Origin of the sequence: Affinundibacterium flavidum, assembly GCF_014284175.1 — a bacterium.
Classification (GTDB): domain Bacteria; phylum Pseudomonadota; class Gammaproteobacteria; order Burkholderiales; family Burkholderiaceae_D; genus Undibacterium; species Undibacterium flavidum.
In genome coordinates this window covers 106,598-123,155 of the sequence record NZ_JACOGA010000016.1, presented here as the reverse complement: position 1 = coordinate 123,155, position 16,558 = coordinate 106,598, and the positions used below count along the sequence as shown (strand labels likewise).

At 47.5% G+C, this 16,558-nt stretch carries 11 protein-coding genes; 4 read left to right on the top strand and 7 right to left on the bottom strand.

The genetic code is table 11. The annotated features are described in order from the left end of the window. Positions 1 to 125: 125 nt before the first annotated feature. Positions 126 to 1,133, bottom strand: a complete 1,008-nt coding sequence (locus H8K55_RS16705) for an adenosine kinase (RefSeq protein WP_186943200.1) — start codon at positions 1,131 to 1,133, stop codon at positions 126 to 128. Between the two features lie 359 nt (positions 1,134 to 1,492). Here H8K55_RS16705 and H8K55_RS16700 point away from each other — a divergent pair, with 359 nt between their 5' ends. Together H8K55_RS16700 and H8K55_RS16695 are read left to right on the top strand one after the other, a co-directional pair. Continuing rightward, a complete protein-coding gene (locus H8K55_RS16700) occupies positions 1,493 to 6,376 on the top strand; it encodes a PAS domain-containing protein (protein WP_186943199.1) in 4,884 nt (1,627 codons plus the stop codon). Continuing rightward, a complete protein-coding gene (locus H8K55_RS16695) occupies positions 6,373 to 7,392 on the top strand; it encodes a diguanylate cyclase (RefSeq protein WP_329605056.1) in 1,020 nt (339 codons plus the stop codon). The genes H8K55_RS16700 and H8K55_RS16695 overlap by 4 nt, the downstream gene beginning before the upstream one ends. A gap of 346 nt (positions 7,393 to 7,738) precedes the next feature. Here the strand turns inward: H8K55_RS16695 and H8K55_RS16690 are convergent, their stop codons facing one another. Beyond that, the gene (locus tag H8K55_RS16690) at positions 7,739 to 8,083 is read right to left on the bottom strand and encodes a hypothetical protein (protein ID WP_186943198.1); all 345 of its coding nucleotides are present in this window, start codon (positions 8,081 to 8,083) and stop codon (positions 7,739 to 7,741) included. A gap of 347 nt (positions 8,084 to 8,430) precedes the next feature. On the opposite strand from H8K55_RS16690, the gene H8K55_RS16685 reads away from it, so the two are divergent. Then, a complete protein-coding gene (locus tag H8K55_RS16685; protein WP_186943197.1) occupies positions 8,431 to 9,984 on the top strand; it encodes a B12-binding domain-containing radical SAM protein in 1,554 nt (517 codons plus the stop codon). 202 nt (positions 9,985 to 10,186) lie between these two features. After that, a complete protein-coding gene (locus H8K55_RS16680) occupies positions 10,187 to 13,189 on the top strand; it encodes a bifunctional diguanylate cyclase/phosphodiesterase (RefSeq protein WP_186943196.1) in 3,003 nt (1,000 codons plus the stop codon). A gap of 12 nt (positions 13,190 to 13,201) precedes the next feature. Here H8K55_RS16680 and H8K55_RS16675 read toward each other — a convergent pair whose 3' ends face one another. From H8K55_RS16675 to H8K55_RS16655, 5 genes are all read right to left on the bottom strand, one after another. After that, the gene (locus tag H8K55_RS16675) at positions 13,202 to 14,503 is read right to left on the bottom strand and encodes a glycosyltransferase (protein ID WP_186943195.1); all 1,302 of its coding nucleotides are present in this window, start codon (positions 14,501 to 14,503) and stop codon (positions 13,202 to 13,204) included. 33 nt (positions 14,504 to 14,536) lie between these two features. Next, positions 14,537 to 15,046, bottom strand: coding sequence for a hypothetical protein (locus tag H8K55_RS16670; RefSeq protein WP_186943194.1), 510 nt, complete (start codon positions 15,044 to 15,046; stop codon positions 14,537 to 14,539). An 11-nt stretch (positions 15,047 to 15,057) separates the two neighbouring features. Next, positions 15,058 to 15,543, bottom strand: a complete 486-nt coding sequence (locus tag H8K55_RS16665; RefSeq protein WP_186943193.1) for an asparaginase domain-containing protein — start codon at positions 15,541 to 15,543, stop codon at positions 15,058 to 15,060. Positions 15,544 to 15,726: 183 nt separating this feature from the next. Continuing rightward, entirely contained in the window at positions 15,727 to 15,930 is a 204-nt protein-coding gene (locus tag H8K55_RS16660) for a VF530 family protein (RefSeq protein ID WP_186943192.1), read from the bottom strand. A gap of 7 nt (positions 15,931 to 15,937) precedes the next feature. Beyond that, complete coding sequence (locus H8K55_RS16655) at positions 15,938 to 16,414, bottom strand: FKBP-type peptidyl-prolyl cis-trans isomerase (protein WP_186943191.1); 477 nt, start codon at positions 16,412 to 16,414, stop codon at positions 15,938 to 15,940. Between the last annotated feature and the right edge of the window lie 144 nt (positions 16,415 to 16,558).

Below are 16,558 nucleotides of genomic sequence, written 5' to 3'. Positions count from 1 at the left end.
CGCTGCATCGACGCTATGGCAATGCTAGTCGATGAGTCCAACACAAGTTCAAAACAAAGAAAATCACTGGCCTATCGCCATATACAGCACTGGACTGCGCATGACGATAGACACGACTAGCTAAATCAATTCAACTCAAAAAACTGCGCTCGCAATTGCGCATATTGTTGCGCTTGCAAGCGCGGTCCGTACTGCGAAACGATGGTCGCCGCAGCGCGATTTGCAAACTCAGCGGCACGCGCAAATCCACAGCCTTGATTGATACCGTATAAGAATGCACCAGCAAACATATCGCCCGCACCATTCGTATCGATGGCGGCAACCTTAGGTGCAGAGATCTGGTGATACTGCTCACCATCAAACACCACAGCACCATCGGCGCCGCACGTAATAGCAAACTGCTTCGCGTATTTTTTCAAAGACTCACAGGCTTCTTCAAAACTCGCCGCATTGGTAAAGCCTATTGCCTCGTCGCGGTTGCAAAAAATCAGGTCTACGCCATCGCCTATCATCTCCAATAAGCCATCACGGAAAAACTGCACCATCGCCGGATCGGACAAGCTAATCGCGACCGCAGTTCCGTGTTCTTGCGCTGTTTGGCGCAAAGTTATCGCCGCCGCACGTCCGGTTGGAGAAGTCACAAGATATCCTTCAATATAGGCAAATCGCGCCGCTTTTAAAGCGTCCAAATCGAGCTCTGCCACGCTGAGTTCTGCACTGATACCCAAGAAAGTATTCATCGTGCGCTCCGCATCTGGGGTGATCATCACCAGACATTTACCGGTGATGCCGCTGCCCGGTACAAAATGTCCTGGTGTCGTGACACCAGCGGCCTTCAAGTCCGCCAGATAAAACGCACCATTTTCATCATTCGCCACTTTGCATGAGTAGAAGTTATTGCAACCAAAATAGCTAGCCGCAATGATAGTGTTGGCAGCAGAACCGCCACTTGCGCGCTTAGAGGCGACCAAATGCTGATCCAGAGCGGCAATCAATTCCGTTTGCCTGGCTTCATCCACCAAGGTCATGATCCCTTTATCGACTTTCATGGCTTGTAAATCAGCATCGGTCAAAGTGATTTCGGTATCGACTAAGGCCGCGCCTAATCCATAAATTGCATAAGTTTTGTTCATACGTGACTCTAAGAAATAAATAAAGGGTGAAAATTAATCTTGCAGTGTCGATAATAATTCGCGCTTTCCATTCGGCGCAGTAATCATTCGATCTGGTTCAATTCGCGGGCACGCAAGCTTCTAGACCGACTTCTGGCAACTGTCTATGCGTGCCGCTGACCGTGCTCATCCTGCTCAGGCACCGCATTGTGCAGGGAAATTGCATGCTAGGTTTGACTTAACTCGCTATTTTGAACTCAAAATGTTGCATTTTCGCGCAAATTGGCGCTTCTCAAAAGAAATATTTGATTGACGGCAATATCAAATCACCGCAATACTTGAAAACCATCAATCGCATTGCTTAGCATGGACGGTGTTGCGTGAAGAATCTCTGGCTCAATCGGCAGTGGCTGGCACCACAGTATCTCCCTACTGCGATCTTTATACTCGGCATGTGCTTCGCTACCGCGGGTACTTGGTGGCTGAATCTCAACGAAAAAAATAAGCTCGAAAATGAGTTTAACAATAAAGCCGAACGTCTCAGTAATGAAATCGAACAACGTCTGTCTCAGCAAATTTACGGACTCAATGGTGTCAAAAGCCTGTTTGGCGTAGATCAAAATCTCAGTGCAAGTGCCTTCCATATCGCTATTAACACCAACAAGCTCACCGAAGAATACCTAGGTGTACGTGGCATAGGTTACATTGAAAAAGTCAATAAGTCCGATGTGGACACCTACGTAGCCCATCAAAAAAAGAACAGCGATACACACTTTGCATTGCAAGAATTCGACACAAACGAACGCCAAGTTCGCTACCTTCTGAAATATTTTGAAACGCCCTATACCAATCATTTAGTCACTGGTACGGATTTCGCCTCAGACAAACGACGCCTGACTGCGATTGAAGAAGCCATCCATTCTGGTTCGCCTAGCATGACTCCCTTGATGTATGCCGCACCGAAGTCCGACCTGCGCGCCAGTGTTGCTTTATTTGTCCCCGTGTACAAAAACGGCAGCTCATTTGCAAGCCCGGAGGAAAGAAATGCGGCAGCCTTAGGTGTGGTCTATGCCCCTATCGTGCTAGACGAATTGATGTCCACCATCACAGAAGTAGATAAAGACCTAGTGCAATTTCAATTATCGAATACGCAAACATATGAACGCGGTAGCGCCACCAATTTTTTTAGCAGCAATGCCAAATTTGAAACAAGCAAAGATAACAATACACCACAGCGACTAAAAGCATCCATCTGGTCCAGCACACGACTATTCACCTTGCATCAACGCGATTTTCAACTAACCATCGCGAGTACCGATAATTTTGAAGCGGGTTTTCATCGCACTATCCCAATCGCCTTCTTTGTCGCCGTTAGTTTGATCAGCGCCTTGCTCGCCTCACTCTTAAAAATGCAATTTAGTTTTAGCGAGCAGATTCAGACTAAATTAGATGCGGCAGTACGTGATAACGATGCCTTGCTCAGTACACTAAACATGCATGCCATTGTCTCCGTGACCGATGCTAGCGGTAGCATCATCGATGTCAATGAAGCTTTTTGTCGTATCAGTGCCTATCCGCGTGAATCTCTGATAGGTCAAAATCACAGGATCATCAGCTCACGGGAACAATCGAGTCAATTCTGGAGCGATATCTGGTCTAAGATTTCTAGCGGGACATCATGGCGTGGCGAAGTCTGCAATCGTGCCCGCGATGGCTCGCTGTATTGGGTCGATACCTTTATCGCGCCATTTAAAAATAGTCAGGGCGTGATAGAAAAATACATTGCGATCTGTACTGACATCACGGAAAACAAACTGGCCGCACAACGTTTGCAAGCAGCCTTACGTGATAGCGACGCGCTATTAAGCACCTTAAATATGCACGCGATTGTATCGATCGCAAATGGCGCGGGCAAAATCATCGATGTCAATCAAGCTTACTGCCGTATCAGCGGCTACAGCCGTGAAGAAATTTTGGAAGGTAATCACAAGATCGTCGCCACTGGCGTGCAATCGCCTGACTTCTTATCAAATATGTGGCGCACAATTTCTTCAGGAACGCCATGGCGTGGAGAAGTATGTAACCGGACTAAATCCGGCAGTCTGTACTGGGTCGATACTTTCATCGCACCATTCAAGAATGTGAACGGTCAGATCGACAAATTTATTTCTATTCGCACCGATATCACCGCCAGCAAAAAAGCTGCTAGCCGCCTCGCGAATCAACGTTCGGCACTTGCCCACATTATTGAAGGCACCAACGTCGGCACCTGGGAATGGAATGTGGAAACCGGCGAAATGCGCTTGAATGAACGCTGGGCCGATCAGATAGGCTATGAGCTCAATGAACTCGGTACCCCAAGCATACAGATTTGGGATGAGCTTACGCATCCCGAAGACCTGATCAAAGCGAAACAATTAATGCAAAAGCATTTCTCACATGATTTGTCTTACTACGAGTGTGAAAATCGCCTGAAGCACAAAAATGGTCATTGGATCTGGGTGCTCACACGAGGTCGTGTGTCGTCGTATACGCCACTGGGAAAGCCAGAATGGGTATCCGGCACTCAAATGGATATCACGGAAAGAAAAACCGCCGAGGCCGAATTACAAAAAAGTTCGCAACAGTTAATGACCGCCCGCGATCAATTGACAAAAGCCGCCGAAGTGGCCGAGCTAGGGATCTGGAGCTGGATTGTCAGTACCAATGAACTCATCTTCAATGAGCGCATGTATGAAATCTATGAGGTTCCGCAGGCATTAAGAAACGACAAATTATTTTACGATTATTGGCGTTCGAAGTTACACCCAGATGATTTGGCAGACACGGAAGAACTCCTGCGCGGCGCCATTGCTGGCACCCACGCCTACAGTCCGATATTCCGCATCATCAGTCCCACCAAGGGCATACGCTATATTCAAGCCGCCGGCGGGGTAGAGCGTGACGAACATGGGAATGCCATTTTGGTCACCGGGATCAATCGCGACATTACTTTGCAATACCAAGCGGAAGAAGCGCTACGCAATGCGAAACAGGCGGCCGACGATGCAAGTCAGGCGAAATCAGCGTTCTTGGCGAATATGAGTCACGAAATTCGCACGCCTATGAATGCGATTTTAGGGATGCTAAGTCTGCTCCGTAAAACGCCCTTATCCGCGCAACAAAATGATTACGCCAGCAAAACTGAAAGTGCAGCACGCTCTTTGCTCAATTTGCTCAATGACATTTTAGATATTTCTAAAGTCGAAGCGGGCAAAATGACACTAGATCCGCATCCATTCAGACTGGATCAATTGCTCATTGATTTATCCGACCTGCTATCGATCAATATCGCCGACAAGCCAGTCGACATTCTGTTTGATATCGACCCGAATATACCCAACCGGCTGGTCGGCGATGCATTGCGCCTGCGCCAAGTTTTGACCAACCTTGGTAGTAACGCCGTTAAATTTACCGAGCAAGGTGAAGTCATTATCGTGATTAAGTTGCTAGAACAAAACAGCGACCATGTGCGTTTACGATTTGCGGTGAAAGACACGGGAATAGGAATCGCCCCCGAGAATCACGAAAAAATATTTACTGGTTTTACCCAAGCAGAAACCTCAACCACCCGTCGCTTTGGTGGCTCCGGTCTGGGCATTGCGATTAGTCAGGGTTTGGTAGAAATGATGGGCGGCAAACTCGAATTAGAGAGTGCACTTGGTGCCGGTGCTTGCTTCTTTTTTAGTATAGATTTGCCGATTACGGATGAACAAAAAAATCGTCTGGACGATTTCGCGCTACTGAATCAACATCGTCAATTATTGATAGTGGAAGCGAACATTTTTGTACGCGAACATCTCAAAACTGCCAGCGCTGAATTACAGCTAAGTCCAGAATTTGTCGATAGTAGCGAATCCGCCTTACAAATTATGCGCTCGGGTAGTGGCGATTATGGCGCGGTCTTAATCGATTGGGACAGTATAGAAACCGACGGTTGGGGCAGCGTTCGTGACATTCGCGAAATCGCCGATCAACGAGCTATCTCCATGTCGCTAGTGATGCGCGCTACCGAACAAGTCTTACTACAACGTGCTTCGCCCAAGGATCAACTCTTGTTTGATCAAATTTTACTCAAACCAATCAGTACAAGAAAATTACAGGAAAGTCTATTGCATCAAGGCGGGCAAGAACTAAAGGCACCGCAGCATGCAGAGCTTCCGCTGCAGAATTTACGCCTGCTATTGGTCGAAGACAATCCCAATAATCAGCAAGTGGCACGCGAGCTATTGCAAGCAGAAGGCGCTTCCGTGGTGATTGCAAATCATGGCTTGGAAGCGATAGAAATCATCGCCAACGAACGCCTGCCCTTCGACTTAGTTTTGATGGATTTACAGATGCCTGTGATGGATGGATACACGGCCACCAAAAAGATCCGCAGCGAATTGGGACGTAGTAAATTGCCGATAGTCGCAATGTCAGCCAACGTCATGGAAGCCGACAAACAAGCTTGCATAGAAGCGGGGCTGGATGACCATATCGGCAAGCCCTTCGATTTGCATGACTTAATTCAAGTCATTTTGCGGCATACCGCACGCAACACGATGGCGCATCAACTGGCCGCATCGAGTGCGAGCACCACCGATACCGAACTGATAGACACCGCGGCACAACTAGGCATCGATATTGATCCGGCGCTGAACCGACTTGGTCGCAAACAAGATTTGTATTTGCGTATGCTGGATATGTTCCGCAATGATTTGCAGTTTATTCCAGAGCAATTGCACACGTGCATTCCCGATCATTTACATGGAGCTTTGCGCCATTTACACACGATGAAAGGCCTGGCTGCAACTTTGGGAGCAAACGATCACGCTAAAGCTTTTGCGCATATCGAAAAACAATTCGCCACTGCGGTGAGCCAAAACGCGGTACAAGATTGTCGTCCCTTGATACCTGAGATCTGTCAAATTATCGGTGAACTCGATAGGCAACTTGCCGAGCTGGCAAAATATTTGCGGATAAAACAAACGAACACGGCGCAAGTGACGCCCTCCCTTACGCAAGAATTTGATCCACTCGCCTTTCAACGCAAGTTGACCGAATTGGCGGAACAGTTAGAAAATGCGGATATGGCTGCCACTGAAACCATATTGGAATTGCGAACGCTATATGCTGCCGATCTGCACGATCAGTTACTTCCTATAGAAACCGCCATTTCGACCTTGGACTTTACCCTGGCACAAGCTTTGTGTGCCGATTTATTGGAGCAAACTTACAAGTGACGCCCGCGACCAACAACTCTAATTATCCAGCGGCCAATGCGAATGAAGATTTATTCCCATTGCCGACGCGCCCGCGCTTACTGGTGGTGGATGATCAAGCGACCAATATTCAGGTTTTGTATCAGATATTGTCCAGCGATTATCAAGTCTTAATGGCGACCAGTGGCGCACAGGCGCTCGCCTTATGCGCATCGAAACAACCTGATTTGGTCTTACTCGACTTGGTGATGCCGGACATGGATGGATATCAAGTTTGCCAAAGACTGAAAGCCGATACCGCTACGCGTGATATCCCCGTCATTTTTGTGACTGCCCAAACTGATGAATCCGCTGAAGAAAAAGGCTTTGATTTAGGTGCAGTCGATTTCATCTCCAAACCTATCAATCCACGCATCGTACGTGCGCGCATTAAAACCCATTTGATGCTCAAAGCGCAGTCGGATTTATTGCGCAGCTGGGCATATCTGGATGGTTTAACTGGCGTGCATAATCGGCGCTTCTTCGATGAGCGCGTCAATGCAGAAATGGGGCGCGCAATCCGCAATCACACAGCACTCAGTTTGGTGATGCTGGATGTCGATTTCTTTAAGCGCTTTAATGATCATTATGGTCATCAAGCGGGCGACGATTGTTTGCGCCGGGTCGCCAAAACACTCAAGGGTAGTTTGATGCGCTCCGGCGATCACATTGCCCGCTATGGCGGAGAAGAATTCGTTTGCCTACTACCAGACACAGGATTTGCAGGTGCAATGCAATTGGCCGAGACCATACGCAAAGACATCAGCAGCTTACAGATAGAACACGCAGAATCATCGGTTGCCCCTTATGTGACCGTGAGCTTGGGAGTGGGCTGCAAACCCGAAAAAGCACATGGTACGGCGAATAGCTTGATTAGCCTTGCAGACACGCAGCTATATAAAGCAAAAGAACATGGCAGACACAGGATTTTTGGGGCGGAACTACCGACAGATTTTGATCACAGTGCTGAACAGGGTAATGGTATGGCAGAACCATAAAGCCGCAGCTCAGAGACTTACCTTCAGCATGAAGCGGAGAAATGACGTTAACTAATTAATTAGCTGAGAAACCGAAGGAATGAAACGGAGTTCTGTATCTGTGTTCGGCATCTGAGCTCTGCCAGAAACGATCTGCAAATCAAAATTTTCTCTAGCAGCGACGTGGGCTGCATTGATATTCTCTGCTGTCGAAAATCAAACGAAACAGAGCTTGAAAAAACTTTGATTTAATCTGCGCCAAATGCGCAAGTCGTCAAAAAAATAGAGTGTGTTGAGATTTCTAGAAACAAGGTGTTGACATGAATACGGTCAACGAAGACACACTCTTGCATCTTGCATAGTGGTATCAGGCATCTCCTGGTACCTTAGCTTTAGCACTTTTAGCGTTCAATTGTTCTGCGCGATCTTGTGCATCCATCGCCAATTTTTGTGCTGGACTTAAACGTTTAGCGCTGATTACCACGGTTTGCATTGCAGTTGATTGCAGGTCAAAAGCTAACTTTTCTTCGGCACTCATGCGTTTTGCAGCAATTGTCACTTTTTGCATTTTTTGCGTATTTTGTGTATTTTGTTTGTTAATGCTCGCTGCAGAACTGGCTCCATGAGTTGCCTGAAATGCGCTGGCGGCACTGATCACGGCGACTGCACACACAGCAGACAAGATCAGTTTGTTGGTTAATGTGGATTTCATTTTAAAACTCCTTATTAAATTAATTGGCTATTTAGTTCAACTTATTTCTTGGATTTGCTAGCTTCCTGCTTACTTTCCGCTTACTTGCTGCTTATCCACTTCTGTTCGACCTGAGTCGATGGTTGAACTATATCGATGTGGCTTTTCGCTTACCATCGACTTGCGACGAAATGCAAAAAAGCGGGGATAAAGCCACCAAATGTGCCAGCGAAAATACTTTTTCATATCGGAAAAAGCAGCCTGAGTACACGGTCGAAGACCTGCCAGCGTACAATGAGGCTTTTTACGGAATTGCGCGCGAGTCTTCGCCTGCAATTCCAGCCTGAAAGCTATACCAGACCACACTTATGACGATTTTGCTCTCCACCTTAAACGCACGCTATACCCATGCTTCTATGGGCTTACGCTATCTTTATGCCAACATGGGAGAGTTGCAGGCGCAGACACATCTGCAAGAATTTGTCATCGGTGCAAAAACCACCGATTTACTAGAGCGCTTACTCAGTTGGCAGCGCGCCGATGAGAAACTCATTATCGGCTTTGGGGTGTACATCTGGAATGTCGAAGAAACAACCCGCTTAGTCGCCTTGATCAAACGCGTTGCACCAGAAGTCATCATCGTATTGGGTGGCCCCGAAGTCTCGTACGAGACGCAAGAACAAGACATTGTGCGCTTGGCCGATTATGTGATTACAGGCTGGGGCGACATCAGTTTTGCGGCGCTGTGCCAGCAGATTCTGCACGGTCCACAACCCTTGATGAAAATCCATGCTGGTGTGCAAGCCAAACTCGACGACTTGCAATTGCCTTACGCGTATTACAGCGACAAGGATATTCAAACCCGCACTTTGTATGTAGAGGCTTCACGTGGTTGCCCGTTTAAGTGTGAATTCTGTCTGTCGGCGCTGGACAAAACCGCCTGGCCTTTCGATATCGACCGCTTTCTTGCTGAAATGGAAAACTTGCATGCACGTGGTGCCCGCCTGTTTAAATTTGTCGATCGCACCTTTAATCTGAACATTAAAACCAGTTTAAAGATCATGCAATTTTTCCTCGATAAGCTGGCGGCGCATCCGGATGATCCAGTGTTTGCGCATTTCGAAGTCGTGCCAGATCATTTACCCGATGCTTTAAAAGCTGGGATACAACAATTCCCCGAAGGCTGTCTGCAATTTGAAATTGGTATCCAAAGTTTCAACCCTGAGGTACAGAGCCGCATCAGCCGTAAGCAAGATAATGCCAAAGCGGCAGCCAATATCGAATGGCTGTGCCAACATTCGACCGCGCATCTGCACGTCGATCTGATCGCGGGCTTACCCGGTGAAACGGTAGAAAGTTTCGCCGCAGGCTTTGATCAATTGTATGCATTAGGGCCGCATGAAATTCAATTCGGCATCTTAAAACGTCTGCGTGGCACGCCCATCATTCGTCATACTGACGATTTTGGGATGCGCTTTGATCCGTATCCGCCTTACACCATTCTAGCGAATAAAGATGTTCCCTTCGCCGAGATGCAAAAGCTAATCCGCTTTGCGCGGTATTGGGATTTGGTCGCCAATTCAGGGCGCTTCAGCCACACTTTGCCCGTCATCCTAGGTGATACGCCATTCGAAAATTTCATGGCCTTATCAAATTGGATCTACGCGCAAACCGATGCAACCCACAAAATCGCCTTGGATAGACTAGCCAATTTGGTCACACGCTGGTTATGTGAAGAACGCGGCATGCCGCAGCAACAAGTGTTGACCATGATAGGCAAAGATTACGCGGGTGATGCCAAGCATAAACAAAGCCCGGAAGTGCTGAAGAAAGAGCAAAAAAATCCACGTCGAATGCAAGATATGACTGAAGCCCCTGGCAAATCCATCGCCAAGCGTCAGCATCGGCATTTGGCAAATTAAGATCGCGACATCAATTGCTTTTTGGTTAATTTTGATCAACGCAGATCAACGCTATTCAATCGATCCATTCTGCACATGACCGGGCACAAAAGTGATTTTTTGTGATAAGTGTATCTTTTGCCAGAAATTTGCCGCAAAGAATGTTTTTTGATAGATGTTTCGCGCATAATGTAGAACTTATTCTACGTTTAAAGAAATCTGCATGCTGCATTCACAAGCCTTTCTTTTTCAACAGAGTCCCAGTCGTCTGCGCTTAGGCTTGCGCGTGCTATTCATCTTTATTGCGTATTTTATTTCTGGGAAGTTAGGTCTACAGTTTCCTTTTATTCCCCCGAATATCACCCTGATCTGGCTACCAACAGGGATCGCCGTTGCCGCCCTGTATGGCTGGGGTTATCAAGTCAGTATCGGTATTTTTCTGGCGGCGCTGGCTCTCAATATTGGCACAGGTGTTTCCTGGCATGCAGGGACCATGATAGGTCTGGGAAATACCTTAGCCCCGCTTGTGGTTGCCTGGTATCTCAAGCGTAAGAATTTTTCAGTGAATTTCATCCATCGCGATGACGTCATACATTTTTGCATTGCCAGCATGCTGGGCATGACAATTTCGGCCAGCTTTGGTAGTTTTGTCTTATGGCAGGCGGATTTATTTACGGATCCGAAATTTGCCTGGATTAGCTGGTGGGCGGGTGACACGGTCGGCGTGTTTCTGGCGACACCATTTCTATTCGCCTTGATGGGAAGCTATCCAAAAGTTCGCCAAACCTACGAAGAAAATTTCATCTTCCTGTGTATTTTTGGCGTCGCTCATTGGGCAATCTTTTTATCGAAATCTGGCCTACTGCATTTAACCTTTATCGCGATTGCCATCATGATTTGGGCGGCAATACGCCTCGGCAATTTAATGGCCTCCGTGACCGTCATCGCCTCGTCGGCATTCGCCGCAATCGCTACCTATTGCGGTCTAGGACCGTTTCAATCATTTAATCCTGCCGAAAGCTCTATCGTCCTCTGGCTTTATATGGCCACACTGTCTATCACCGCCTTACTGATCACGGCACTACAAGCAGAGCGAATCGCCGCGACGAATGAATTGCGCGATGCTTTCGAGCGCATCAGCAAAGTCGCCTCACGTTTGCCGGGCGTGGTCATGCAATACCGTATTCGGCGTGATAACAGCACCAACGTGTTATACGCGAGCGATGCGATTGAAGGCATGTTTGAAATTACGGCCAAAGACATCAAGAATAATGCCTCGATACTGGTAAAACATATAGACACCGCGGACAAGAAAGCCTTCTTGCAAAATCATGAATATGCGACCAAACATCTGAGTCCCTATCAGATGGAGTTTCGCTATCATCGTACCGATGGCACCGTGCGCTGGTTGTTTCTAGATGCCTTACCAGAACTTGAATCGGACGATGGCAGCACGCTCTGGCATTGCTTTATCAGCGACATTACCGAACGCAAAGCGGCTGAGCAAGATTTACGGGTAGCCGCAATTACCTTTGAATCGCAGGAAGGTATTTTCGTCACTGACAACCAATGGCGCGTATTGCGCATCAATCAAGCTTACTCGCGCACCACCGGCTTTGATGCACATGAATTGATAGGCAAGCCCTTACCTCGCCATCTCAGCCAGCAACAAGACGACATCTTTTTCAGCAATATTTATCAAGCTTTGGATCAGCACCGCTACTGGCAAGGTGAGCTATGGGCGGAGAAGAAAAACGGTGAAGTCTATCCGCAATTGATTACTTTAACGGCGATCACCAATGACACGGGCATGATCACGCACTACATAGGATCGTTCACCGACATCAGCCGGCATAAAGGCTATGAGGATGAAATTCTGAATCTGGCATTTTATGATCCGCTCACGCATTTACCGAATCGTCGCTTATTGATGGATAGATTGCAGCATCTGATCGCGATGAATCAGCGCGACGATGCGCATAGTGCGATTCTGTTTATTGATCTAGATAACTTTAAAACGCTCAATGATACGCGTGGTCACGATGCCGGGGATTTACTCTTAGTGGAAGTCGCGCAGCGTTTGCAAACCTGCGTGCGCGAAAGCGATACTGTGGCGCGGCTGGGTGGCGATGAGTTTGTGGTGGTGTTACAAGCACTCAGTCAAGATAAAGATGCGGCGGCGGTTCAAGCCGATAAAATCGCAGAAAAAATTCGCTTATTGCTGAACGAGCCCTACCAAATCACCGACTTCATCCATCATGGTGCTGGCAGTATAGGTGTCTGTTTATTTCAGGGTGGCGACATCACGGTCAAAGATTTATTTAAACGCGCCGACACCGCAATGTACGAAGCGAAGACTTCGGGACGCAATGCGGTGCGTTTCTTTGATCCGGCAATGCAAGCAGTGCTGGTTGTGAAGATGATGCTGGAATCGAATTTGCGGGTCGCACTGGCTCTCGAACAATTCCAATTGTATTACCAAATACAAGTCGATGCGGAAGGCAATGTGATTGGTGCTGAAGCGCTGCTACGCTGGATACATCCTGACCGTGGTTTCATCTCCCCTTTAGAGTTTATTCCAATTGCGGAGCAGACTGGATTGATTATTCCTATCGGTACCTGGGTCTTAGAAACTGCCTGTCATCAATTGAAAAAATGGGGCAGAAATCCACGCACGGCGCATCTGAGTCTGGCGGTCAACGTGAGTGCCAAACAATTCCAACAAACCAATTTTGTCGAGACCGTGACTGAAATCGTGCGTCTGCATAATATCGACCCTAGTCGCTTAAAAATCGAACTGACCGAAAGTACGATTCTCGATAACGTCGATGCCACGACTGAAAAAATGCAGCAATTGAAAAAGCTCGGTATCGCGTTTTCTATGGATGATTTTGGTACTGGCTATTCTTCACTTGCTTATTTGCAAAAACTCCCACTGAATCAATTAAAAATCGACCAGTCATTTGTGCGCGATTTAAGTGATGATGAAAATGATGCGACTATCGTACGTGCAATTATTTCTTTGGGTTTGAATCTCGGCTTAGATGTCATTGCTGAAGGAGTGGAAACCGTGGCCCAACGACGTTTCCTGATTGAACACAATTGTCTAACCTTCCAAGGTTATTTGTATTCCAAACCTATCCCAATTGAAGGCTTAGATGCGCTGTTGGCTGGGGATTCCAGCGATCATCAATTCTTGCTGACGCCACCTGATCCGGATGAATAAATCCAATCCATCTCAGGATGGCTTCGCTGCCTGATTTTTTAGCTGTATCCACTGCGACATATATTGTGTACTTTTGAGGCTATGGTGACGCAACATCGCACCAGTGAAATTCTGCGCGCGACGCTCTTGCTGTTGTGCGCGTGCTTGTAAAATTGCCTGCAAAAACAGTGTCGAAGAAACGCTACGATTGAAGTGCGTTTGCAAAATTTCCCGACCGCGTTGCTGCGCTAATTGCCATTGATCTAGGTCATTACTCAACATCACCGCCGCATCGACAAAGGCATCGAGTTCATCCGCAATCACGCCCGCCCACGGCAATTCACCACACATAGATTCAGCACCGATACTGGTCGTCACGCTCGGCGTACCGCAAGCCATCGCATCGGCTAATTTGCCCTTAATCCCCGCACCAAAGCGTAAAGGTGCAAGACAAACACGAGAAGCCTGCATTACTGCGTGGGCATCTTCTGCCCAGCCACGCACATGAAACCCTTGCGCTGGCTGATGCAATGCCATTGCTTTTGGCGGTGGATAAGAACCAAATACATGCAACTGTGCGTGCGGCAAACGGGCACGTATGCGCGGCCAGATGATCTGGTACAAACACAATACCGCATCCCAATTCGGCGCATGTCGAAAATTGCCTATACTGACAAAATGTTGGCGCTCATCAAAACCTGGCGAATTCTGTTGTGCAGAATTTTCGGGCACCAACATCAAGTTATTTTCACATAAAAGGTAGTCAGGAACTTGAAAAAGATCGCGTAATAAATCCACTTCAAATTGCGAAATCATCAGGCTCAGATCGCAACGATAGATCGCTGCAATTTCACGTTGAGCAACGTCTTCTTCACACATGCTACGATACAAAGTCGCATGCTCGGTGGCTGGTACCAACAACGCTGGCACTGTGCCAGTTGACGTATGCAAAGCTTGCTTTAATAGACGATGACGGGCTTCGCGCAAACTATGCAAGTCGCAAGTATCGAGCACGCGTAAGGCCTGTGGACAGTGGCGCTCGACTCGCCAGCCAAATTGTTCTTCCGTAAAAAAACGATCGAATACAACCAGGTCTGGTTGATAGCTAAGGATAAATTCATCAAAGCTATCGCAGTTGAGCGTCAGCTGCTTTTCTTCTATTTGCAGCGCAGATAAATCGGCGCGATGCGGTGACAAAGCCGCCACGCTGGCGAACACGACTTGCCAATTTTGTTGGCGAAACAGGCGCAAGAATTCCATAGTCCGACTGCCAGCGGCAGACGAATTCGGCTCAGGCCAGACATAGCCCAGATATAAAACTTTTTGGATAGTCATGCAGGGACGCGGATTATTGCCAGCGATGAAAATTTATTCTTCCGGCCAAATCGATAAAACGACTTGTTCAATGTCATCGGGGTCGCCGACTTTTTTCTTCGCTTCTATCCATGCCTTCGGTTCAGGAATGGCCTTGGGAGTATGGACTGCCGTTTCGATCGCCATCTTAATTCCGAATACCAGAATCCCATGATCGACCGCCGGGGGGCGCATTTTCTTGATCGACTCAATGATTTCGTATTCGTAGTATTCGTGCAGGACAGGGGCCATATCTAACCACACCGCCACTTCTTCATCTGAGCGTATCGCCACCACCACATAACCGTTGCCGGATGTCGCCTGCGCTTTCTTCATGATTTTGCCGACCCTGGCTTGCAAATTCCGGCTGTACTGCGCCAATTGATCTTGATCGATCTTCATGGCTTGCAGTTGTTCTTCATTTTGAAAAAAATACAGACTATCGAAACGCACCTGCAATTCTTTTTGGCAACCGCTCAACATGAGCAAGACGCAGCAACAGAAAGTGGTCAACAGGCGTTTCATGATGGATCTCTTTAGTTGGTAACAAACACACCAGCACTACGATCTTTTTGCACATTATCCCAGGGGAAAACCTGACCATTCATCGCCACATACACACCCGCTGGCAATAATTGCGCCACGCCGCAGGCAAAGCCCAAATTGAAGAATGCATCGGAATTTACGACACCGTAAGGAATCATCGCACCAGTGAAGACTATCACTTTATCTAAGTTCGCCGCGCCCAATACATGTGCCGTTTCACGCATGGTGTCAGTGCCATGGATAATGACGATCGCTTTTTCTGCAGAATTTTGACAAGATTCCAAAATCTCTTTGCGATCCTGATCCACCATATCGAGGGAGTCAATCAAAGGTCGCACTTCTAACTCGACCGGTACCGTCAAGCGCGCACGCTTTAATACTTCCGGCAAATGGCTTTCATGAAAAGTCAACTTACCTGCCAATTCATCATAATGTTTATCAAAGGTGCCGCCTGTGGCGATAATACGCAGTGTCATACAAAATTTCCTTTTACTACAGTAGTGAGCGCTCGTTCAATCACTCATTCATGCGTTCCTTGAAAACGCTATCTAGAGTATCGGCGATGGTCAGGGCTCTGTCAATTTGAGTCCGTGGTTTATTTGAAGTTCAGCTTACTCCGCTGCTTGCTCTGCTGCTTGCTCTGCTGCGTATTCTGCTGTTTATTCTGGCAAATCAATATACAAGCTTTCCACCTTGCTTCTGGCCCACGGCGTGCGACGCAGAAATTTTAGACTGGAAGAGATACTGGGGTCTTTACGAAAACATTGTATGTCCACGCGCTGCGCCAATCCTTCCCAGCCATAAACCTGCTGTAATTGTGTCAGCAGATTTTCCAAAGTAATGCCTTGTAAGCTACGTGCCATGGTGGCCTTATTTCTTGATCGACACTAATTCCACGTCAAACACCAAATGCGTATTCGGTGGAATATTTCCTGAGCCTTGGGTGCTATAACCGAGATAGGCGGGAATCAACAAGGTACGCTTGCCGCCGACCTTCATACCCAGCAAACCCAAATCCCAGCCACGAATCACTTGCTTGGCACCAACCTGCACTTGCAAAGGAGTCCCTGTATCACGCGAAGTATCAAACTGTGCGCCATGCAAGTTCCAAGCTTTATGGTTGTATAACCAACCTGTGTAATGAACTTCCACCACCATACCATTTGTGACTTCTTCACCCGTACCGACCACGGTATCGGTAATGCCTAATTTAGTGATATGTAATGGTGCCGGACTTGCTGGCGCGGCAGTTTGATTAGTGGAGGCTGGTTCACTAGCGCTTTGTGCCTGCGCGGAATTGGCGCCCAGCAAAGTTAAAGTAGCAAGCAAAAAAGGAACTAATTTCATATTACGATCCAGAATAAAGTGAATAACAATTCAATAGCTCGCATGATAATCGAATTTCAACCGAATTTAGTCGAAATTTGACAATGATTTCCGGACTTTAAGGCACAGCGAGTTGTGCGCGCATAGCACATAAAAAAGTGTCGC

What these genes read in the sequence shown, in the direction of transcription:
- H8K55_RS16705 (WP_186943200.1), bottom strand. Translation starts at nt 1,133, where the DNA reads ATGAACAAAACTTATGCAATTTATGGATTAGGCGCGGCCTTAGTCGAT.
- H8K55_RS16665 (WP_186943193.1), bottom strand. Translation starts at nt 15,543, where the DNA reads ATGACACTGCGTATTATCGCCACAGGCGGCACCTTTGATAAACATTAT.
- H8K55_RS16690 (WP_186943198.1), bottom strand. Translation starts at nt 8,083, where the DNA reads ATGAAATCCACATTAACCAACAAACTGATCTTGTCTGCTGTGTGTGCA.
- H8K55_RS16670 (WP_186943194.1), bottom strand. Translation starts at nt 15,046, where the DNA reads ATGAAACGCCTGTTGACCACTTTCTGTTGCTGCGTCTTGCTCATGTTG.
- H8K55_RS16655 (WP_186943191.1), bottom strand. Translation starts at nt 16,414, where the DNA reads ATGAAATTAGTTCCTTTTTTGCTTGCTACTTTAACTTTGCTGGGCGCC.
- H8K55_RS16660 (WP_186943192.1), bottom strand. Translation starts at nt 15,930, where the DNA reads ATGGCACGTAGCTTACAAGGCATTACTTTGGAAAATCTGCTGACACAA.
- H8K55_RS16685 (WP_186943197.1), top strand. Translation starts at nt 8,431, where the DNA reads ATGACGATTTTGCTCTCCACCTTAAACGCACGCTATACCCATGCTTCT.
- H8K55_RS16675 (WP_186943195.1), bottom strand. Translation starts at nt 14,503, where the DNA reads ATGACTATCCAAAAAGTTTTATATCTGGGCTATGTCTGGCCTGAGCCG.
- H8K55_RS16680 (WP_186943196.1), top strand. Translation starts at nt 10,187, where the DNA reads ATGCTGCATTCACAAGCCTTTCTTTTTCAACAGAGTCCCAGTCGTCTG.